At 65.6% G+C, this 17715-nt stretch carries 26 protein-coding genes; 11 read left to right on the top strand and 15 right to left on the bottom strand.

Features of this window, described 5'->3' with window-relative positions; all coding sequences use genetic code 11:
• Positions 1-79 precede the first annotated feature (79 nt).
• The 3 genes from VQ045_RS15010 to VQ045_RS15020 form a co-directional block, all read right to left on the bottom strand.
• On the bottom strand, positions 80-388 hold the full coding sequence (locus VQ045_RS15010; protein WP_331830667.1) for a hypothetical protein: 309 nt from the start codon (positions 386-388) through the stop codon (positions 80-82).
• Positions 385-1143 (bottom strand): DUF3179 domain-containing (seleno)protein, encoded by a 759-nt coding sequence (locus VQ045_RS15015; protein ID WP_331830668.1) that lies wholly within the window; start codon positions 1141-1143, stop codon positions 385-387. The genes VQ045_RS15010 and VQ045_RS15015 overlap by 4 nt, the downstream gene beginning before the upstream one ends.
• A gap of 61 nt (positions 1144-1204) precedes the next feature.
• The gene (locus VQ045_RS15020) at positions 1205-2122 is read right to left on the bottom strand and encodes a hypothetical protein (protein WP_331830669.1); all 918 of its coding nucleotides are present in this window, start codon (positions 2120-2122) and stop codon (positions 1205-1207) included.
• A 69-nt stretch (positions 2123-2191) separates the two neighbouring features.
• Between VQ045_RS15020 and VQ045_RS15025 the strand changes: the two genes are divergently transcribed.
• The 6 genes from VQ045_RS15025 to VQ045_RS15050 all read left to right on the top strand — a co-directional run bounded on the left by VQ045_RS15025 (position 2192) and on the right by VQ045_RS15050 (position 5655).
• Positions 2192-2662: an RNA polymerase sigma factor gene (locus tag VQ045_RS15025; protein ID WP_331830670.1), complete on the top strand. Its 471-nt coding sequence runs from the start codon at positions 2192-2194 to the stop codon at positions 2660-2662.
• A complete protein-coding gene (locus tag VQ045_RS15030; protein ID WP_331830671.1) occupies positions 2662-3306 on the top strand; it encodes a DUF1109 domain-containing protein in 645 nt (214 codons plus the stop codon). The genes VQ045_RS15025 and VQ045_RS15030 overlap by 1 nt, the downstream gene beginning before the upstream one ends.
• Positions 3303-4034 (top strand): DUF6969 family protein, encoded by a 732-nt coding sequence (locus VQ045_RS15035; RefSeq protein WP_327625863.1) that lies wholly within the window; start codon positions 3303-3305, stop codon positions 4032-4034. Before VQ045_RS15030 ends, VQ045_RS15035 begins: the two co-directional genes overlap by 4 nt.
• Before the next feature lie 55 nt (positions 4035-4089).
• Positions 4090-4518 (top strand): DoxX family protein, encoded by a 429-nt coding sequence (locus tag VQ045_RS15040; RefSeq protein WP_327625862.1) that lies wholly within the window; start codon positions 4090-4092, stop codon positions 4516-4518.
• A 64-nt stretch (positions 4519-4582) separates the two neighbouring features.
• Entirely contained in the window at positions 4583-5059 is a 477-nt protein-coding gene (locus tag VQ045_RS15045; RefSeq protein WP_331830672.1) for a hypothetical protein, read from the top strand.
• A gap of 32 nt (positions 5060-5091) precedes the next feature.
• Positions 5092-5655 (top strand): carboxymuconolactone decarboxylase family protein, encoded by a 564-nt coding sequence (locus VQ045_RS15050; protein ID WP_331830673.1) that lies wholly within the window; start codon positions 5092-5094, stop codon positions 5653-5655.
• On the opposite strand, the gene VQ045_RS15055 is transcribed toward VQ045_RS15050, so the two are convergent.
• The 9 genes from VQ045_RS15055 to VQ045_RS15095 all read right to left on the bottom strand — a co-directional run bounded on the left by VQ045_RS15055 (position 5643) and on the right by VQ045_RS15095 (position 12030).
• Positions 5643-5975 carry a hypothetical protein gene (locus tag VQ045_RS15055; protein ID WP_331830674.1) on the bottom strand — a complete coding sequence of 111 codons (333 nt, stop codon included), beginning with the start codon at positions 5973-5975 and terminating at the stop codon, positions 5643-5645. The two genes, VQ045_RS15050 and VQ045_RS15055, sit on opposite strands and share 13 nt — an antisense overlap.
• 11 nt (positions 5976-5986) lie before the next feature.
• Positions 5987-6439, bottom strand: a complete 453-nt coding sequence (locus VQ045_RS15060; RefSeq protein ID WP_331830675.1) for a flavodoxin family protein — start codon at positions 6437-6439, stop codon at positions 5987-5989.
• A gap of 91 nt (positions 6440-6530) precedes the next feature.
• Positions 6531-7001, bottom strand: coding sequence for a DUF302 domain-containing protein (locus VQ045_RS15065; protein ID WP_327625857.1), 471 nt, complete (start codon positions 6999-7001; stop codon positions 6531-6533).
• Positions 7002-7105: 104 nt separating this feature from the next.
• Complete coding sequence (locus VQ045_RS15070; protein ID WP_327648562.1) at positions 7106-7534, bottom strand: glycoside hydrolase family 15 protein; 429 nt, start codon at positions 7532-7534, stop codon at positions 7106-7108.
• A gap of 196 nt (positions 7535-7730) precedes the next feature.
• A complete protein-coding gene (locus VQ045_RS15075; RefSeq protein ID WP_331830676.1) occupies positions 7731-9587 on the bottom strand; it encodes a glycoside hydrolase family 15 protein in 1857 nt (618 codons plus the stop codon).
• Between the two features lie 2 nt (positions 9588-9589).
• The gene (locus VQ045_RS15080; protein ID WP_327625853.1) at positions 9590-10264 is read right to left on the bottom strand and encodes a haloacid dehalogenase type II; all 675 of its coding nucleotides are present in this window, start codon (positions 10262-10264) and stop codon (positions 9590-9592) included.
• Positions 10261-11130 (bottom strand): alpha/beta fold hydrolase, encoded by an 870-nt coding sequence (locus VQ045_RS15085; RefSeq protein ID WP_327625852.1) that lies wholly within the window; start codon positions 11128-11130, stop codon positions 10261-10263. The genes VQ045_RS15080 and VQ045_RS15085 overlap by 4 nt, the downstream gene beginning before the upstream one ends.
• Before the next feature lie 115 nt (positions 11131-11245).
• Complete coding sequence (locus VQ045_RS15090) at positions 11246-11710, bottom strand: DUF6789 family protein (protein WP_331830677.1); 465 nt, start codon at positions 11708-11710, stop codon at positions 11246-11248.
• 29 nt (positions 11711-11739) lie between these two features.
• The gene (locus VQ045_RS15095; RefSeq protein WP_331830678.1) at positions 11740-12030 is read right to left on the bottom strand and encodes a hypothetical protein; all 291 of its coding nucleotides are present in this window, start codon (positions 12028-12030) and stop codon (positions 11740-11742) included.
• Positions 12031-12136: 106 nt separating this feature from the next.
• Between VQ045_RS15095 and VQ045_RS15100 the strand changes: the two genes are divergently transcribed.
• Positions 12137-12595 (top strand): hypothetical protein, encoded by a 459-nt coding sequence (locus tag VQ045_RS15100; RefSeq protein WP_331830679.1) that lies wholly within the window; start codon positions 12137-12139, stop codon positions 12593-12595.
• Here VQ045_RS15100 and VQ045_RS15105 read toward each other — a convergent pair.
• Both VQ045_RS15105 and VQ045_RS15110 read right to left on the bottom strand, forming a co-directional pair.
• On the bottom strand, positions 12568-13086 hold the full coding sequence (locus VQ045_RS15105) for a peroxiredoxin-like family protein (protein ID WP_327625847.1): 519 nt from the start codon (positions 13084-13086) through the stop codon (positions 12568-12570). The genes VQ045_RS15100 and VQ045_RS15105 overlap by 28 nt on opposite strands.
• Positions 13083-13688: a TetR/AcrR family transcriptional regulator gene (locus tag VQ045_RS15110; RefSeq protein ID WP_327648566.1), complete on the bottom strand. Its 606-nt coding sequence runs from the start codon at positions 13686-13688 to the stop codon at positions 13083-13085. Before VQ045_RS15110 ends, VQ045_RS15105 begins: the two co-directional genes overlap by 4 nt.
• 198 nt (positions 13689-13886) lie before the next feature.
• On the opposite strand from VQ045_RS15110, the gene VQ045_RS15115 reads away from it, so the two are divergent.
• The 4 genes from VQ045_RS15115 (at position 13887) to VQ045_RS15130 (ending at position 17076) form a co-directional block, all read left to right on the top strand.
• Positions 13887-14021, top strand: a complete 135-nt coding sequence (locus VQ045_RS15115) for a hypothetical protein (RefSeq protein ID WP_327648567.1) — start codon at positions 13887-13889, stop codon at positions 14019-14021.
• Between the two features lie 330 nt (positions 14022-14351).
• Entirely contained in the window at positions 14352-15098 is a 747-nt protein-coding gene (locus VQ045_RS15120) for a flavodoxin family protein (protein ID WP_327625844.1), read from the top strand.
• Positions 15099-15421: 323 nt separating this feature from the next.
• On the top strand, positions 15422-15823 hold the full coding sequence (locus tag VQ045_RS15125) for a trehalase-like domain-containing protein (protein ID WP_331830680.1): 402 nt from the start codon (positions 15422-15424) through the stop codon (positions 15821-15823).
• A complete protein-coding gene (locus tag VQ045_RS15130; RefSeq protein ID WP_331830681.1) occupies positions 15820-17076 on the top strand; it encodes an MFS transporter in 1257 nt (418 codons plus the stop codon). Before VQ045_RS15125 ends, VQ045_RS15130 begins: the two co-directional genes overlap by 4 nt.
• A 96-nt stretch (positions 17077-17172) precedes the next feature.
• Here VQ045_RS15130 and VQ045_RS15135 read toward each other — a convergent pair whose 3' ends face one another.
• Entirely contained in the window at positions 17173-17517 is a 345-nt protein-coding gene (locus VQ045_RS15135) for a hypothetical protein (RefSeq protein ID WP_331830682.1), read from the bottom strand.
• Between the last annotated feature and the right edge of the window lie 198 nt (positions 17518-17715).

Raw genomic sequence — 17715 nt, forward strand, 5'->3', positions numbered from 1 at the left:
GTGGTGTCATCTCGCACTTCTGCTCAAGCTTCAAGCGGTCCGCGGGCGCGGCGCATCGATGGGGCGGGACCGGGTGTTCTCATTGACGGCCCAAGGGCGATTGCCATCCTCGATCGATCGGCCGGACCGGAACGTCGTTCTCTTTTCCGCCCCACCCGCAGAAACGACGCCGTCTGGCAGGTGCAGGGATCACGTTTGCGCTACCCACCGCCCCCGAGCATCCATGTCCCTTTGGGTAAAAGGCGTGAAACACAAAGGCAAATGGCAGGTCGTAGGGCACGTCGCGGCCGCGCGCGTCCCGCACCAGCACGTCGCCGACCTCGCGACCGCCGGCAATGGTGCCGCTGTCGAGCGCCGAGACCTGCCCCGATCGCCATTCCAGCGTCACGCCCGCCTCCTCGATCCGCCGCTCCTCGCGCTGCACGGCAGCGCGACGCGGGCCGGCGGCGGGATGCCGTGCAGCGGGTCCTCGCCGGAATAGAGGAACGGGCGCCGCGAGCTGTCATAGCCGATAGACGGGTTGCGGCCGTAGGCGCGCCGCCAGTCCGGCTCGTCCATCACGAAGCCGTCGGGATGCGCCTCGCGGAACGCCTGCCAACTCTCCATCCGGGCGGGCAGCGCGGTGAGCGTGCGCCCGGTGTAGCGCCCGACGATCCCCTCGCCGATGGCCTGTTGCCACCAGCTCTCGGTCGGCCGGTCGTACATGACCATGTCTGAGAAGCGCAGCTTGCCCTCCACGCCGAACGTGTGCCGCACCCCGTCTATCCGCGCGTCGAACGCCATGCCGCTGTTGCAGAGCGGGCTGTAAGTCACCGCATTCGGCACCGCCGCCACCACGTCGTTCACGATCTCGTGCCACATCAGGTAGCGGATCGGGTAGGCCCGCGCCGGCGCGCTGCCGGGGGCATAGCTCATCATCGACTCGCGCGGGTCGAGACGCGTCTCGTCGCGGGCCAGCCGGAACCGCGGCGCCTCGATCACCGGAATCCCGTCCTTCGGCGGGCCGCCGGAGACGATCTCGGCGAAGTCGACCGCGCTGCGGGAGAAGTCGGTGTTCGGCCATTCGCGCCGCCCCGCCTCAGGCTGCGCCAGCGCCGCCGTCGCCGTAAGGACGAGCGCGAGGGCGGCGAGAAGTCGCGTCATGCTGCGACCTCCTTGCGAGTACGGGCCGCGGGCCGCTTGGGGGCGTCCCGCGGCTCGGGCGTCAGTTGGAGACGCGATACGCCTCGGGGAGGTACGTCATGCTGTCGGTCTCGGCACCGATTCCCATATGGCAGGCCGCGCAGAACTGCATCGCCTCGCCATTCTGGCCGCCGGTACGGCCCATCAGCGAGCCGTCGGGCATCACCGCGGTGTAGATCCAGTCGCCGGTTCCGGGAGACGCGCCGGCCTCGGCCTTCTCCATCAGGAAGAGCGGGCCGAGCACGGCGTGGCCATCGGGCGAGACGGTGAAGCTCGGCTTGCCGAGTATGCCGCCCGCGGGCATCGCGCCGCCGGCCTCGAATTGCCGATAGGTTGGCGCCGCGTCCTCGTCGGCGAGATTCACCACATAGCGACCGCCATGGGTGGCCGAGCTGTAGGGTCCGGTGCTCACCGTCTCCCAGGATAGGAAGGCGCGCGCCTCGGGCAGGTCCGACTTCAGCCAGGACGGGCCCTCGATGCTCTCGCCCGCCTCGAGCGCCGCCGCCTGCTCCTCCATCTTGTCGAGGAGGCAGTCGTAGAGCTGCGCCGCCTCCTCGTCGCTGACCTCCTTGACGGCGCCGGCCGCACAGGGGTTGGCCGCGCAAGGATTCGCGGCGGCGCACGGGTTGGCTGCGGCAGCGCACGGGTTCGCCGTCGGCAGCACACAGTCCGTCTTGGCTCCGGCTTCCTGAGCCGCGCACGGATTGGCTGCGCAGGGGTTGGCCGCTTTGGGTTTGGCCGCCGCGCACGGGTTGGCCGCCGCGCACGGGTTGGCCGCGCACGGATTGGCGGCCTGGCCCTGGGCCGCCGCCGGGGTGGTTGCTACCGCACCCACGGATGCCGAAAGCGCGAAGGCGCCCATCATCAGCGCCATTGGCATTGCGGTGGAAAGGCGCAGCGCGCTGCGGGTCCGCCTCGGTACCTGCGTCAGGATGTTCATTCGGTCCTCCCAGTTGTGGATTGTTGTGTCTGTCGTTGCCGCGGGCCTGCCATTGACGCAGTCCGTCGTTTGCCTCTTCGCTGGCCGCTCCCCGGCTGTTACAAAAAAATTTCCTTTCGCGTTGATCCGGCATCGGGGCAGTATCGGGGAGATGCACCGAGCGAAGAAAGCCTACAGCCGATGCCGACGGAGCTACGCCCGAACGACGAGACGATCGCCGACGATGAGTGGCTGGTCGACCTTTACCGCCGCCGCGGCCGTGCCGGCAGGCTTCTCAAAGAGATGGCGGCTATCGCTGAAACCTTTTTGGGGTCCCGCGCGAACAGTCCTTCCGAAGAAGTCATGAATGGGATGTCGATGGAACGTGCATTGCTGGGATTGTCGGAGATCGAGCGCCGCGCCTTCACGCTGGTCCGCCTTCGCGGCATGTCGCTCGACGAGGCGGCGGGGTCGAGCGGTTCCACCGTCGCCGCCATCAAGGTCGCGGTCCACCGCGCCGCACGCAAGCTACAGGCGCTGGTCGGGAAGGGTCGTCTCTGATGCAGACCGACGCGCTCATCGACCGCCTCGCCCGCGATGCCGGGCCGGTGCGCCCGCTCCCACCCGCTTGGCGGCGTTGCCTCGGATGGCTCGCGATGGCAGTGGGATTCGCCGCGGTCATCGTGCTCCTGATGTCGCCGCGCCCGGACCTTGCCGAGCAGCTCCGCGAGACCCGCTTCTGGGTCGAGCAGCTCGCGGCGCTCGCCACAGCCATCCTCGCGGCTCATGCGGCGCTTGCCCTCAGCGTCCCCGGCACCAGCAGGCGGGTGGCCCTCTCGCCGCTCCTCCCCGCGGCACTTTGGCTCGGCTCGCAAGGGGTGGGATGTCTCTCGGCCCTTACCGGTCGCTCCGGCGTCAGCATCACCGGTGAGCCTGAATGCCTCGTCTTCATCGCCCTGACGGGATCGCTGCCGGCCGTCGCGCTGGTGGCGATGCTGCGGCGTGGCTTCCCCGTGCGACCCCGTCTCAACCTGGCGCTCGCCGTGCTCGCCGCGGCGGCGCTCGGCAATCTTGGCCTGCGCCTCTTTCACCCGCAGGACGCGGCGCTGATGGTGCTGATCTGGCAGAGCGGCTCGGTGGCGCTATTGTCCTTTGCCGGCTGGCTTCTCGGCCGGACCGTGCTGGACCGGCCCGTGGCTACATGACCGACCGCGCTGTCCTGATCCTGAAGAGCCCACCATCACTCGACGACCTCGATACCGCGGAACTGCGCCGGATGTGCGAGGCGGCGGACGAGATCGACGAATGCCTCCGCGTCCTGCGCAAGGCGCGCCTCAACGTCGTCGGCGAGGTGCTGAAGGGCCAGAGCCCGTTCGTGCAGATGACGCATTACCCGCAGGGCGACGTCTACGATGCCGAGACCCACTCGCAATATTACTATCACGCCCACCGCGAGGCGGAGCACGGCCATTTCCACTGTTTCCTGCGCGCCGGCGGCATGCCCGACGGCGCGACCCCCGCCGCCGACCCGGAGACGCAGGGCTGGCCCGAGGGCGACAACGCCATCGCCCATCTCGTGGCGATCTCGATGGACCGCTTCGGCACGCCGATCCGGCTCTTCACCACCAACCGCTGGGTCACCGCCGAGACGTGGTATCCGGCGGCCGACGTCACCCGCATGATCGACAGCTTCGCGGTCGACCACGCCCATCCGAGCTGGCCCACGAACCGCTGGCTGACCGCGATGGTGCGCCTCTTCCGCCCCGAGATCGCCGCGCTGATCGAGGCTCGCGACCGCGTCTTCGCCGACCACGCCGAACGCCACCCCGACCGCGACCCCTGGGAGGATCGCGCGCTTGAGACGTTAAGCGAGATCCCGATCGACGTCGCCGCGCAGAGGGAGCGGGTTCTCGCCGCGCTTGCCGAGCGATAGCCGGCCCCGGCCCACTCAGCTGGCGCGCGGCCCTGCCTTCTCGGTCGGTCACGCCATGCCCGGCACGCCGCTTTCGCTCGGGGCATTTCACCGCCTCGCACCGTGGACCGTGGACGCGGGCGGGGTGCCGCAGGCCGGGCCGCTCCTCGCGATCATGCTGCAGATTGTCGTCGTGGCGGAGCTCCTGCTGCCCGTCCTGCTTGTCGCCGGGCTCTTCACGCGTGGCGCTGCGGGCGGTCTTGCAGGCATCGTCGCGGCGACCGCGCTCGTTGACCTGCTGGCGCACGGTGTGCCGCGCGACGCGGCGGGAATGATCTTCGATTCGAACCCGTTCGGCGGGATCGTCGACGCCACAATCCTGTGGGCAGGGCTTCTGGTCGTGCCGCTGGCACTCGGGCCCGGGCCCCTCTCGCTCGACGCGCTCCGCTGGCGGCTGCGCCGGCGCGGGCGGAACCCGACGACACGGCTTCGTGAGCCAGAGTAACGCAGCGCCCGTCCCGACCGAACAGAGACTTCGAACGCACAGTCGAAAGGCGCCACCGAGCCCAATGACGCAACATCACCAACACACGGACGTCCTCGCCCGCAGCGGGAACCTTCCGCTTGCTGCGATCCTGCTCGCCGGGCTCGCCGGGCAGGCGATCTTCGAGATCACGGCCCTTGTGCTGATACCCGCGCTGCTCGGCATGCCGCTGATGCCCGCCGCACTCGTCACCGCGCTCAGCCAGTCGCTTCTCGGGTTCGACGTGGCCATGGGCGCGGCCTGGGCCGTGCATCTCGTCGCCGACATCGTTGCCTTCCCGCTCGGTTACCTGGCGCTGCGGCGCGCCATCGGTCTTTCGTGGTCGGCGGCGGGGACGCTCTGGGGCATCGTCCTGTGGCTTCTCGCGCAGGCAGTGCTCGCGCCACTCGCCGGGCGGCCGTTCATGCTGGGCTTCGTGCCCTACACCTGGGTGTCCCTGGGCGCCCACCTTGCCTACACCCTCGTCGTAGCCTTCGCCAACGCAAGGCTGACCCGGCGTTGACGCCTTTCCACCCTCAACGAAGAAGGAACACCATGACCACGAGCTACACGATCGACGTGATGCCCCAGACTCTGGACACCGCCGACGGCGGCGCCAAGGCGGTGCTCGAGCGCGCGCAGAAGAGCCTCGGCTTCATCCCGAACATGTATGGCGGGATGGCCGCAGTGCCGGCCGTGCTCGACACCTATCTCGACGGCTACAAGCGCTTCCGCGAGGAGACCGGGTTCTCGCCGGCCGAGCAGGAGGTCGTGTTCCTCGCCATCTCGAAGTTCAACGGCTGCGGCTACTGCATGGCGGCGCATTCCATGATTGCCGACAAGATGTCGGGCGTTCCCGCGGACTCGCTTGCCGCGCTGCGCGAGGGCCGCGCACTGCCCGATGCGAAGCTCGAGGCGCTGCGCGCCTTCACCGAGCGCATGGTCGAAAGCCGCGGCAACCCGACCGAGGCGGACGTCGCGACATTCCGCGAGGCGGGCTACGAGGAGCGGCACATTCCCGGCATCATCCTCGCCATCGCGGTGAAGACGCTCAGCAACTACAGCAACCACATCTTCAAGCCCGAGGTCGACGAGATGTTTGCCGGCTACAAGGTCTGACGGCGACGGGGGGCTGCGCGGAGCGGCCCCTCCCGGCTCAGGCCCGGTGCTCCGGGTTCTCGTAGCCGAAGCGGCAGCCGGCCGCCCAGGCGCGGCGATCGTTGCCGTGGTTCGGCAGGCCCTCCCGCCGCCTTCAGCATCCGCGCCATGTGTAGCAGGTTCCACGTCATGATCGTGATGTTGCGCCGGGTGAAGTCGTTGTCGAGCCCGGCGCCGTGGTCGCCGTAGGACGGCGCCGGCCCTGCCTCGCCGATCCAGCCGCAATCGGCCCGCGGCGGGATCGTGTAGCCGAGATGCCCCAGCGCATAGAGGATCGACATCGCGCAATGCTTTATGCCGTCCTCGTTGCCGGTGACGACGTCGTCGCCGACCTTGCCGTAGACGCTCGACTGCCCCTTGTATTCAGCTCCGCCGACATCGCGTAGAGCCGCTCGATCATCAGCCCGCAGACCGAACTCTCCTCGCCCAGCCAGATCGGCGTGCCGAGGATCGGTATGTCTCCGGCGGCCACCTTCGTCCCGATGCCGTGCCATGCGTCCTCAGGCCAGCCGCGCTTGGTCGTGTCGGGCTGCAGGCCGAAGGCAACGGGCATGCCCGCGGGCCGGATCGTCTCGACTGACACTCCCGCGCGCCGCATGATCTCGGCGTGCACCGACAGGAGCAGGTCGGTGTGGCTCGCCTCGCCCGCACGCTTCAGCGTGCAATTGAGGATCACCGCGGAGAGCCCGGAGAAATCCGTCTCGTTGCCGGCGCAGAGCGCCTCCTGCCGTTCGTTGAGCACCATGTGCTTTCCCCCTACGTGGCTGGAGATGCCCGACGCGCGCCGACATCTTCCGGCCCGCGTATGTCCTGAAATGCGTTCGCGTGGCCGCGTCCTACTCGGCCGTCGCCCGCTCGGCGATCGCGGCGAACCGCTGGTCGAGCTCGCCCGCGATCTCGGCCAGCGCCTCGCCGCCCTCGTCTTCATACGGCGCGAAGACGTGGCTCGGCTCCTTCCAGCTCAGCGTCGCGGTACCGTCCTCGTTCTCGGTGACGTAGAATCGTACCGGCGCCTCGATCATCGCCGCGGTGCTGAGTTCGAGGATGCGCACGGCGAAGTCGTTGTTGAAGACGCCGACCACCCGGTTCCCGGGAATTTCAACGCCGCGCTCCCGCGCCGCCGCCGTCGGCCCCGCCTGGGTGACGACGCCCATGCCCTCCTCCGGGGCCGCCGCGAGGAGCCGCTCCAGAAGCTCGGCATGTGAAAGCTCGGTCTCGATCACCTGCCAGCCGTCGCGTGGCGCGATCTGCGCCGTCGCCGTCGCGAGTCCGAATGCCATCATTCCCGCCGCTGCAATCATCCGCATCGTCCTGTCTCCCTTTTTTTCCGTCTTTCTGAAGTATAGCGCGGCAGGTCAGTCGCGCCCGCCCGGCACCCACTTGCGCACACGGCCCGCCACCTTCGACGCCATCAGCGCCGACCATTCGAGCGGACACGCCTTGGCGATCTCGAGAATCGCCTTGAGATACTCCGCATGGCTGAAGAGGAGCGGCGTTTGCCGAGGAACGCCTCGGCACGGTCGGGCTCGCCCGCCACGAGCCAGAAGGTGCAGGGCAGGAACGCACCCTCGGCATCGCCGAGCGGCGACGAGATCTGCTCAGGGTCGAACCGGAACACCAGCCCGCCCCGCGTCAGCCGCGCCTCGATCCGGGCGACGGTGGCGGCGAAGCGCGGATCGTTGGGCGGCAGGAAGCCGAGCCTCCCCAACAGCAGCGCCGAGGCGTCGAGCCCATCGGCATCGTAGTGCTGACGGAACGCCTGCATCCGCTCGTGCAGCGACGTCGTCGGCGCGGCGACCAGCGCCCTGGTCGGCGCATAGTTCAGCAGGTGGAACGTCATGGCCGATCGCCGGACGTTCGCAGCACCGATTGCTGCGAAGAACGAAGCCGGATCTTTCGGTTCCGGACCAGGGCGTAGGCAAGGCCTTTCCAACCCTCGGTAGAGCCGACCAGACGCCGCGCACGATCCGCGTTCGTGCCGCGCAGCGCCTCGCGGCCGCCGCGCTCGTAGAGCGCTAGAAGCTGGGCGCTCGAGATCAGAGACAGGTGGGTGAAAGCCTGCGGGNCGCACGATCCGCGTTCGTGCCGCGCAGCGCCTCGCGGCCGCCGCGCTCGTAGAGCGCTAGAAGCTGGGCGCTCGAGATCAGAGACAGGTGGGTGAAAGCCTGCGGGAAGTTGCCGAGGAACGCGCCGCTCTCCGGGTCAATTTCCTCTGCATAAAGGCCAACATCATTGGCGTGGCCGAGCAGCCTTTCGAAAAGGGCGCGCGCCTCGTCGCCGCGGCCCACTATGAGCAGCGCCTCGACGAACCAGAAGCTTGTGATCATGAAGGCTCCCTCGCCGCCCGACAGGCCGTCGTCGCCGCGATACCGGTAGACGAAGTCGCCCTCCTTCAGGTCGGCCTCGATTTTGCGGACGGTCTCCTCGATGAGCGCGTCGTCAAGCGGCATCCCGAGAAGCGGCACTTGCAGCAGCGACGCATCCGTGCCTTCCGCGCCGAACGATTGCGCGAGGTATCGGGGATTGCCCGCACAGCCCTCGTCCTGGACCGCGCGCAGGATCGCATCGCGGTTTTCGCGCCAGACGGGGCGATCGCCGAACAGCCGCGCTGCCCGGTCGAGCGTCACCCACGCCATGATCTTTCCCTGCGTGAAATGCCGGGACCCTCCGCGCATCTCCCAGAGCCCCTGGTCCGGTTCCTGCCATATCCGGCACACATGGTCGGCGACGCTGATGAAAAGCGCCGCCTCGTCGGCGCCGATGCGCTCACCGAGGCAAACGCGCAACTCCGCCCAGTCGAGCACCTCGCCGAAGACGTCGAGCTGGCGTTGTGCGGCGGCGCCGTTGCCGACTCTTACGGGCCCGCTCCGATGATAACCCGAGAGGTGGTCGAGCGTCCGCTCAAGCAGGAACGGCGAGCCGTCGATGCCGTACATGATCCGCATCACCGAGCCCTCGCGCAGGCATTGGCGGGTCAGAAACTCCGTGAAGCGCCGACCTTCGCCGCTGTAGCCGAGCACCGACAGTGCAAAGAGCGCGTAGGTCGCGTCGCGCATCCAGCAGAACCGATAGTCCCAGTTGCGCCCGCCACCGATTTCCTCGGGAAGCGAGGTGGTGGGCGCCGCGACAAGCGCGCCGGTCGGGGCGTAAGTCAAAAGCTTGAGCGCGAGTGCGCTTCGCCCGACAGCATCCTCGTACGGCCCCCGGTAGCGCGAGTATTCTGTCCATTCGGTCCAGTAGGACTTGGTCGTTTCGAAGAGCGCGTCGGTCTGGTCCCGCGGGTCACTCAGCGCCTCCATCCCAGTCAGGACCAAGCTCTGCCGATCTCCTTCGCGGAGGTCGAACTCGGTGACTGCAGCTCCCAACTCAAGCCGGAGTTTCCCGTTGCACCACAGCTTCATGCCGCCGTCGCAGCAGACACCGTCCGTCTCGATCCTGATGTCCGGCGGCTTGACCGAAAAACCTGCGGCGCGCGGTGCGAAGCGCGACGTGACGCGGACAGTTCCGGCCACGCACTCAAGGCGGCGCACGAGCCAGCCGGGTGCATTGAGCGTGACGTAATCGTGGACACCGGCGCTCCGTGATCTCCCAACCGGCATGAAATCGATCACATCGAGTGTCCCTGATTCCGACTCGAAGCGCGTGCGCAGGATGTTGGTCCGAGGAAGGTACTTTCGCGACGTGCGGGCGGTGCCCTCGACGCAAATCTCCCAAGCGCCGCCGCCGTTTTCGTCGAGGAGACGAAAGAACACCGGATCGGCGTCGAACCGCAGCAAGGTGCACCAGTCGATGCTGCCCTGCGCTGAGACAAGCGCCGCTCCGTGGCAGTCGCCGATCAGAGCATAGTCCCGGATCGGCGGCTGGAGGGGGGCGGAATACGGGACCGGCTCCATCGCTATTGTGCCTCGATCAGACCAGCGACCACCTCTACCAGCGTGACGCCCCGGACATCGGGCGCCTCCATCGCCGCGGGAAAGGCCGCCCCGTCTCGCGCGACATATCCGGCAATCAACCCGCTGCGTCGCGCGCCCTGGATATCCCAAGGATGGGCGGCGACCAGCGCCAGCCGGTGCGGCTCAACCCCGAGCCTCTCGGCGCAATGGCGATAGACCTCGCGATGCGGCTTCCAGTGGCCGATTTCGTCGATGGAGATCACCTGTCGGACGAGATGACGCAGGCCCGCCCGCTCCAGCAAGGCCGACGTCACCTTCGCGCTGCCGTTCGTCAGTGTCGCGACTTCGATCCCAGAATCTCGCAGCGCCGACATGGCCGGCGCCACGTCGTCGTGTGCGTCGAGTTCAGCGAAACCGTCGAGGACATGGTCGACCGCCTGAGGGTCGGCTCTGCCCAGTTCCTTCTCGAGCAGGACGGACAGGTTGGCTGAAGCGATTTCGCGGAACGGCTTGTACCCGCCCGTGATCTCCAGGGCGAACGCGTCGCGCAGAAATGACGCGAACCAGGTCTCCAGTTGATGACCGCCGAGCCCTGCCGTCAGCAGCCGAGGTCTGAGCGATTCCAGCGAGAACAGCGTCTCGACCACATCGAAGGCGACCGCCTTGGGGCGGTTCATCGCGTCTTTCCTTCCGATCCGGCCGCCAACCGCGGGCCGGCGATTTCCGCCGTCTGGCTCTCGCGCAGAAGAAGATTGATTTCCTCGGCGATAATTTCCGGATGGTCCTCGGGTGTGAAATGCTTGCCGCCTTCGATCCGCCGCAGCGGCGCCTTCAGATCCCGCGCGAAACGCTCGCCATATTCCAGCTTCTGAAACTGGTCCGCCTCGCCCCACACCACCCGAGCTGGCACGCCGAGGCGTGTCAAATCATCGGCGACTGCGAGCGTATCGCGGACGTCCAGCGCTTCTATCTGTCGGACAAACGCGCGTCCGCCGCCGTGCTGCGCATAGTGAGGCCAGTGTGCGGCGATCGCCTCGTCAGCCGCGCCACCGTCGTCGTGTCCCCGGCGGATGAAGGTAGATACAACCTGGTGAAAGACCAAGTTCGGAAGGCGTCGGACAACCGGTGCGGCCGCTCGCATCATCTTGACACTCGGGATCGGCCAGGAGTCGTAGCCGATCGCGTTGGTCAGAAGGAGCCCGGCGCACATCCAAGGATGTCGGGTCGCCGCGATCTGGGCGACGCCACCGCCCAGGTCGTGTCCGGCGAAGACCGCCTTCTCAATGCCGAGGTGACGGAGCCACTCGATCAGATAGTCGGCCTGCCGCGCGACCGAGATATCTCTGTTCCGTCCCTCGGGAATAGAGGTGCCGTACCCCACCATTTCCCAGGCCAGGCACTTCGCGCCTTCGATCCGCGGTATCACATGTCGCCAGAGCGCGGGAGAGGTTGGAATGCCGTGAAGAAGAACGAGCGGCATGCCGTCGCCATGCTCCTCCCAACGCATGGTGACGCCGTTCAGCGTTGTCGTTTTGCTCTGCATGAGCGCCTCCTGTTCTGTTTCTCAATCGGAGCCTTCGCTCTCGTAGGGCGGCATAGGGCAGACCGGCACCGGCAATTCGCACCGCCCGTGTATCCGAATGCGGCTGGCGCCTGCATCAACGTCTGGCATGCGCCGAGTGCACTGTTCGGCTTTCCAGCCTTCCGAAAACGGCCCCGAGAACGAGCCCGTAGATGACGTGCAGCACCAGCGTCGCGATCGGCGCCATGATCCCCAAGGCCATGCCGAAGAAACCAGCGCCAGCCATCGGCATCGCCACAATCATCATCAGGAGCCAGGCCGAGACAGAGAACGAGGCCCCCCTCGCCAGATAGCTTGATCCCGGCCACATTGGTGCTGTCGCAGCGAAGATCAGCCCCCACAGGATCGAACCGATAAAGAGGTGCATGATCCAGCCAATCACTGGGCTTGCCGGCAGGCCACCGTAGTTTGTCCCCATCTCCGTCAGCATCTGGATGACGTTCAGCTGCGGCATCAAGCCCATGGCGCTCTTCATCAGCATGATCGCCGAGAGCACGATCGTTGCGACGAACCCCGCAATCACTCCGTTCGCATATCTCATCTGGTTGCTCCCTTTTTCATGATGGCAGCTCACAGCCGACGATTGGTGGATCTGAAAACAATGGTGGCGAGCACCGCAACTCCGACCCCGAGCGTGGCGGCCGCCGCCGCTGTCCGCCATGCGGGCGGCAGCGGACGGTAGAGGTCTGCGAGCCACGCCATGACGCCCATTGGCGGAGCCGCCCGCCAGAGGTCGCTCTGGGCGCGCGGGCCGGCCCGCCGCGTCATCTCGCGCATGGTTCCGACGCCGCGAGCCATCGGCACGAGCCGGCGCGTGCTTTCCTCCTCGGGCGGTCGCTCGCCCTTGGCGACAGCTTCCAACGCCCGCGCGAGACCCCGCTGGTCCCCGGCCCATAGCGAGCGGAAGACGATGGTCCCGGACCAATCCCGTCAGATACGCAGCGTTCGGCTTCTCATCGAGCCGACGATGGACCGAACCGTCCGGACCATCGACCGCAACCGTCCAGGGGAGCTGATCGCGGCTTTTCAGCGCGCGGGCTGCCGCCCGCTTCTCCTCACCCACACCCGCCTGGTCATGATGCTCTCCTGGATGCGCTTCCCGCACATAGAGCGTGATGAATTCGATGATGCTGCCAAACTTCGCATGGAACTCCTTGAGGATCGGATCGGAGCTCGCCGTCATCGGGCAGGTGAACGAGCCGGTGACCAGGAGAATCGGGCGTCCTGCCAGATCGCTCGTCTTCAACTGTCCGCCGCCTGCAGTCGGCAGGTCGAACTCCGGCAGGCGTTCACCGGGCTTGGGTGCGCCTTCTCCGAACTGCATGTCCTCGGACAGAATCTCCGACGAGACGTGCTCATAGGCATATCGTTTGGTGGTCAAATGGGGCCTCTACGGTCTCAGGCGGCGGCGCCGCGGATCGGATAGTTCTTGTCCTGGATGAACTTGAGCCCGTTCAGGACACCCTGAAGATCAGGACGCGCGAAGGGCGCGTTCGAGATGTCGATGATCTGCAGAAGCCCGTCAGGGTTGGTGACGAAGAGCCCCGGCTCCGCGAAGGGCCGATCCGTCTCCTGCGCCGAGCGTGGTTCGGAAATGTAAAGCCCGAGCTGGCGCATCTGCTCCTGGGACAGTTCGCAGGCCACCGGAAACCGCCAGCCCTCCTCGGCGGCTTCTTCTTTGGCGCGCTCGCGCGGATCGCCGGAAATGGCGATGACGTCCGCACCGGCGTCCCGAAAGTCATCGAGCAGGCTGTTTAGTGCCGCGAGATACTTCCGGCACAGCGGGCAGTGCTGGCCGCGATAGACGACGGCCACCTGCCAGCGTCCCTTGCCGCCAAGCTGGATCTGTTCGCCGGTCGTTGTGACAAGGCTCATCGGGGGTGTCGGATGTCCGGGTTTGGTCATGTATTCGTTCAATGTGGGTCTCCTTCGGCTTTTGACGTCGAGGCGCCCGCAGGATGCGAGCCGTCGCTGGTGCGGAGCAGCGCGAGCAGGGGGCGGACGGCGCCCTCCATGGTTTCGCGGTCCGGGCGGGTTCGTGCGAGGACCCGAAGTCCGAACATGAGTGTGCTGAAGGACCGCGCAGCATCCGCAGGCGCGACGGACAGGTCCGCTTCGCCAGCCCGTTGCGCGGCCTCGAAGTTGCGCCGGAAAAACGCCTCCACCTCACCCAGGTAGCGGGCGACGATTGCGGCGATCTCCGGATCGTGCGGACCGAGTTCGATCGCGGTATTGATGACGAGGCACCCCATGCGATCCGGATCGCCGAGCGCCGCCTCGATCAGGCGCGCGACAAACGCCCGGATGCGGTCCGCGGGAGAGGAAAGGCGCTCGAGCTCTCGCAGGCACTCGCCGGTCCGGCTCTCGGAATAGTGTTCCAAGGCAGTTCGGAACAGCGCCCGTTTGCCCCCGAACGCGTTGTAGAGGCTCGTCATGCCAAGCCCGGTCGCGGCCTCCAGATCGCGGACCGAAGTGGCCTCGAAGCCCCGCGCCCAGAACTGTCGAACGACCAGGTCCATCGCGGCGGTTTCATCGAATGATCGCGGGCGCCCCACTGCGCTTCTCCTCGTTTTGCAGCACACGTCACAAAACGCCTTACAGGCACCGAGGTTCCTTCCGGCAGGCGGCGTTGTGCAGCGACTGCAACAAAACTGCGTCTCATGTGTTTCGTTCCCACGGCACGACCCGAGCCGATCGACGAGGAGAAGGACGTCACAATGAGATCACCGATATTCGGCAGCGCATCGAGCCTGGTGGTGAGCGCCGCGGTCGCGCAGGATTTCGGCGGGCGAGAAGACCGAGGCTGCGCCGGCCAACTCGCGCAGAAGCAGAATATGCAGGGCAATATATGATGCAGCATGAGCAGATGATGGGAGGTAATGGGGCTGATTGCCATTCTGGTGATCGCTTTCCTCGTCACCGGCATCATCTATTTCGTCCGCGGATCACGTCGGTGACGCACTCCCCGTTCCATAGAGGAAGAGCCATGATTTTGACCGACTCCATCATCGATTGAGGCAATGCGGAAACACAGCCGCGGCGGCGAGAAGAGCCCTCGATATATCTGACGAGGACATTTGGGCGCCCTCCTCGACCTGTAGCCGAATACCCTTTTGGAGCGCGAAGCGGTCGGACAGAAGTCCAGCGCGCAATATCCTGCAATTCAATGAAAAGAGGACCCAATGGACCTGAGCGAAAAGCAAGCCGGCCTGTGCGACGAAAACAAGACCGACTTTTCCGATCTGCGCGCCGTGTTCTTCAACTGCACGCTGAAGCATCCCGACCAGGCGTCCCACACCTCACTGTTGATGGGCAGCTCGGCCGAAATCATGCGCAAGAGCGGTGTCGCCGTGGAAGATATCCGCATGACGGCCCACAAGGTCGCCTTCGGCGTGCAACCCGACATGCGCGAGCATGGCTGGGACCACGACGACTGGCCCGACCTGTGGCGCAAGGTGGAGACGGCGGACATCCTCGTGATCGGCACGCCAATCTGGCTGGGCGAGCAATCCTCGGTCTGCCGGCTCCTGATCGAGCGTCTCTACGCCATGTCCGGGATGCTGAACGACCGCGGGCAGTCGATCTTCTACGGCAAGACCAGCGGCGTCGTGGTCACCGGCAACGAGGACGGGATCAAGCATGTGGCGATGAACGTGCTCTATTCCCTGTCGCATCTGGGCTATGTGATCCCGCCGCAGGCCGATTGCGGATGGATCGGCGAGGCAGGGCCCGGACCGAGCTATGGCGACGATGGCGCGGGGTTCGACAACGAGTTCACGCAGCGCAACACCACGATCATGACCTGGAACCTGCTGCACATGGCGCGGATGCTGAAGGATGCCGGGGGGTTACCTAGCCACGGCAACGACCGTAGGGCCTGGTCGGCCGGCTGCCGCTTCGACTTCGAGAACCCCGAGCACCGGAGCTGAGGCCGAAGGCGATCCTGCCTATGGCAGGGCGGGAAGTCCGCACACTCCCCAAGCAGTCCCCACTGGAAGTTCTGGCAACAAAAGGCGCAATGAAATCAATCGACAGTTGTTGGAGAAGGTTGGATGATAGACCCGTCCTCTCTGCCACTTGCCCCTTCACACATCCAAGTAGGGTGATTTCCTGATCGCCGCTGTAGACCGGCTGGTGACAGGACAAGGTGTGGCCGACTTTCCGGCGGCGGAAGGAAATTCCTCTTATCCTGATGCCGGTTCAGCCATCCGATTTAGTGCGGGCAGATCGAGAAGAATGAAGGAGGTCCAGGATGACCTGTCAGTCGATCGAGAACTACGCGATGATCGGCGACATGGGCACTGTGGCGCGGGTCGCACTCGACGGCTTGATCGACTGGTTGTGCATGCCGCACTTCGATTCGCCGAGCGTGTTCGCGCGCATCCTCGACGAGGACAAAGGCGGCCATTTCAGCATCGCCGCCGCCGATAACGGTGGGACCTGCAAGCAGCTCTATTGGCCCGCAATCCGCCCGGGTTTCTATCCTGTAGCGTATTTTACCACGATAACTTCATCCATCGATTGCGCAATGTCGATGAATGGCCTCGAGGTCCGGTCGAGCTGCCTTCGGTGGTTTCTGCCCATGTATCCCAGTCATTTGAGCCACCGACGGCCCGTTAGGCGCCCAGGAGCGTCCGCATTGGAGAGTGCATGAGCGCGATTTTGCCGATCACCTCTCTGCTTGCGAGCGTCAGCTTTCTGCTCATGGGACATGGGCTGATGGGAACGTTGTTGCCGCTGCGTGGCCTGGCGGAGGGGTTTTCCGCCTCGGAACTCGGGGTACTTGGCGCCTTCTATTTTTTCGGATTCGGCCTCGGCACAATACTTGGCCCCCATGCCATCGGTCGGGTCGGCCATATCCGCACCTTCGCCGCGATGGCCGCGGTCATATGCATTGCTGTCATGGCCCAATCGCTGCTGACCGTTCCGGTCTTCTGGTGGGTCACGCGGGCGGTTACCGGGCTTTGCCTCTCGACCCTCTACGTTGTGATCGAGAGTTGGCTGAACGCCAATTCGACTAACCGGAACCGTGGCCTGATCTTTTCGGTCTATACCGTCGTCAACCTGGGCGTGATGACAGTGGGGCAGCTGCTGACCGCTACCGCCGCGATCACGGACTTCGTACTCTTCGCGGTCGCGACGATGCTGTTCGCTGCCTCAATTCTACCGGTTTCGCTATCGCGCACTTCAGCGCCCGCTCCGGCGCACACGGTCCGGCTGCGCTTGCGTCATCTGTTCGGATTATCTCCTGTCGCCGTCACCGGCGCGCTAGCGGTCGGTTGGGCCAATGGTGCTTTCTGGACACTGGGGCCGGTCTTCGCGCAGCAAGAGACGGGGCAGGCCGGACTGGTTGCCATTTTTATGAGCGTTACCGTCTTTGCTGGGGCGGTCGGACAGCTTCCCTTCGGCTGGTTGTCCGATCGTATCGACCGCCGCATCGTCATCCTTCTGGCGGGGACGGGCGCGATGCTCGCTGCGATCGGACATGTCCTGGCCGCGCGTTACTGGCAGGTTGGCATCTTTCCCTGTGCCGCGGTATTCGGTTTCTTCGCCCTGCCGCTCTACGCCCTCTGCGCCGCCCATCTGAACGACCAGGTGGAGGAGGATGGTTATGTGGAAGCCGCAAGCGGTCTCTTGCTGCTTTACGCGCTGGGCGCGGTGATCGGACCGCTGATTGCCTCCGCTTTGATGGCCCGCTATGGCGCCGACGCGCTGTTCCTCTTCACGAGTGCTGTCCATGCCTCGCTGGTGGTCTTCGCGGTTGGGCGCATCTGCTGGAAGAAACCGCCGTTGCCGGCCGAAAAGGTGGCCTTCACTGAATCGCTTATCTCCGCCGGGACCGTCGCCAATCTCGAACCGAGGCCCGAAGGTGAGGCAGGCGATCGTCCTCCGCGGCAATACGTGTGAGGTCTCGCGACAACGCCAAGGCGGAAAGCGATGGCGTATTTTCGCGGCATTTAGATGCCGCGGTCATGGACAGACCGCCGCCGGAATTTCGCGCCGTCATTTCAATAAAATGCCCAGCAGGTTGTCTCGGAACGTTGGATCGCTGGCGATTTGCGAGTGGGGAATGCAAAGGAAGCGAACGACGCCCGGGTCGAACGGGGTAAGGGCCTCCGAAGCGAAAATGCCGTGACCGACCAGCGATTGACGCGTCACCCGGCCATCGCCGGGGTCACTCATCAGCCGCTTGTAGGCGATACCCGGTTTCGGTTTGGCGATTTCCTCGGGCGTCAGCCTGACGACCTGGCGTCCATCGACTTCCTCCAGAAGGCACAGCGCCGGCGTTTCATGACATCCGCCACCAATGGAGACGACCTCGGTCGCCGCATGCGGTCGCATCTGCATGCACTATGATCTCGGATATATCGACCTCGAACAGAGAACCTTGCAGACAATCGACAACCCGTTCGGCACGCGGTTGTCACCCATTTCTTAGTGTCGGTCCACAAAGAAGTTGAATGATATGAATCGTTTGTGATTCCATGCTGTTGATTTGATTCGACGAGGGCATGGAAGCGATGTGGACGAAAGCAAACCGCGGGA

This window comes from Aurantimonas sp. E1-2-R+4, assembly GCF_036549515.1.
Lineage (GTDB): Bacteria > Pseudomonadota > Alphaproteobacteria > Rhizobiales > Rhizobiaceae > Aurantimonas > Aurantimonas coralicida_A.

What these genes read in the sequence shown, in the direction of transcription:
- VQ045_RS15085 (WP_327625852.1), bottom strand. Translation starts at nt 11,130, where the DNA reads ATGCAGAGCAAAACGACAACGCTGAACGGCGTCACCATGCGTTGGGAG.
- VQ045_RS15045 (WP_331830672.1), top strand. Translation starts at nt 4,583, where the DNA reads ATGACGCAACATCACCAACACACGGACGTCCTCGCCCGCAGCGGGAAC.
- VQ045_RS15050 (WP_331830673.1), top strand. Translation starts at nt 5,092, where the DNA reads ATGACCACGAGCTACACGATCGACGTGATGCCCCAGACTCTGGACACC.
- VQ045_RS15020 (WP_331830669.1), bottom strand. Translation starts at nt 2,122, where the DNA reads ATGAACATCCTGACGCAGGTACCGAGGCGGACCCGCAGCGCGCTGCGC.
- VQ045_RS15125 (WP_331830680.1), top strand. Translation starts at nt 15,422, where the DNA reads ATGACCTGTCAGTCGATCGAGAACTACGCGATGATCGGCGACATGGGC.
- VQ045_RS15120 (WP_327625844.1), top strand. Translation starts at nt 14,352, where the DNA reads ATGGACCTGAGCGAAAAGCAAGCCGGCCTGTGCGACGAAAACAAGACC.
- VQ045_RS15055 (WP_331830674.1), bottom strand. Translation starts at nt 5,975, where the DNA reads ATGTCGATCCTCTATGCGCTGGGGCATCTCGGCTACACGATCCCGCCG.
- VQ045_RS15100 (WP_331830679.1), top strand. Translation starts at nt 12,137, where the DNA reads ATGGACCGAACCGTCCGGACCATCGACCGCAACCGTCCAGGGGAGCTG.
- VQ045_RS15070 (WP_327648562.1), bottom strand. Translation starts at nt 7,534, where the DNA reads ATGACGTTCCACCTGCTGAACTATGCGCCGACCAGGGCGCTGGTCGCC.
- VQ045_RS15015 (WP_331830668.1), bottom strand. Translation starts at nt 1,143, where the DNA reads ATGACGCGACTTCTCGCCGCCCTCGCGCTCGTCCTTACGGCGACGGCG.
- VQ045_RS15065 (WP_327625857.1), bottom strand. Translation starts at nt 7,001, where the DNA reads ATGCGGATGATTGCAGCGGCGGGAATGATGGCATTCGGACTCGCGACG.
- VQ045_RS15135 (WP_331830682.1), bottom strand. Translation starts at nt 17,517, where the DNA reads ATGCAGATGCGACCGCATGCGGCGACCGAGGTCGTCTCCATTGGTGGC.
- VQ045_RS15030 (WP_331830671.1), top strand. Translation starts at nt 2,662, where the DNA reads ATGCAGACCGACGCGCTCATCGACCGCCTCGCCCGCGATGCCGGGCCG.
- VQ045_RS15035 (WP_327625863.1), top strand. Translation starts at nt 3,303, where the DNA reads ATGACCGACCGCGCTGTCCTGATCCTGAAGAGCCCACCATCACTCGAC.
- VQ045_RS15110 (WP_327648566.1), bottom strand. Translation starts at nt 13,688, where the DNA reads ATGGACCTGGTCGTTCGACAGTTCTGGGCGCGGGGCTTCGAGGCCACT.
- VQ045_RS15040 (WP_327625862.1), top strand. Translation starts at nt 4,090, where the DNA reads ATGCCCGGCACGCCGCTTTCGCTCGGGGCATTTCACCGCCTCGCACCG.
- VQ045_RS15115 (WP_327648567.1), top strand. Translation starts at nt 13,887, where the DNA reads ATGAGATCACCGATATTCGGCAGCGCATCGAGCCTGGTGGTGAGCGCC.
- VQ045_RS15090 (WP_331830677.1), bottom strand. Translation starts at nt 11,710, where the DNA reads ATGAGATATGCGAACGGAGTGATTGCGGGGTTCGTCGCAACGATCGTG.
- VQ045_RS15080 (WP_327625853.1), bottom strand. Translation starts at nt 10,264, where the DNA reads ATGAACCGCCCCAAGGCGGTCGCCTTCGATGTGGTCGAGACGCTGTTC.
- VQ045_RS15130 (WP_331830681.1), top strand. Translation starts at nt 15,820, where the DNA reads ATGAGCGCGATTTTGCCGATCACCTCTCTGCTTGCGAGCGTCAGCTTT.
- VQ045_RS15060 (WP_331830675.1), bottom strand. Translation starts at nt 6,439, where the DNA reads ATGGTGCTCAACGAACGGCAGGAGGCGCTCTGCGCCGGCAACGAGACG.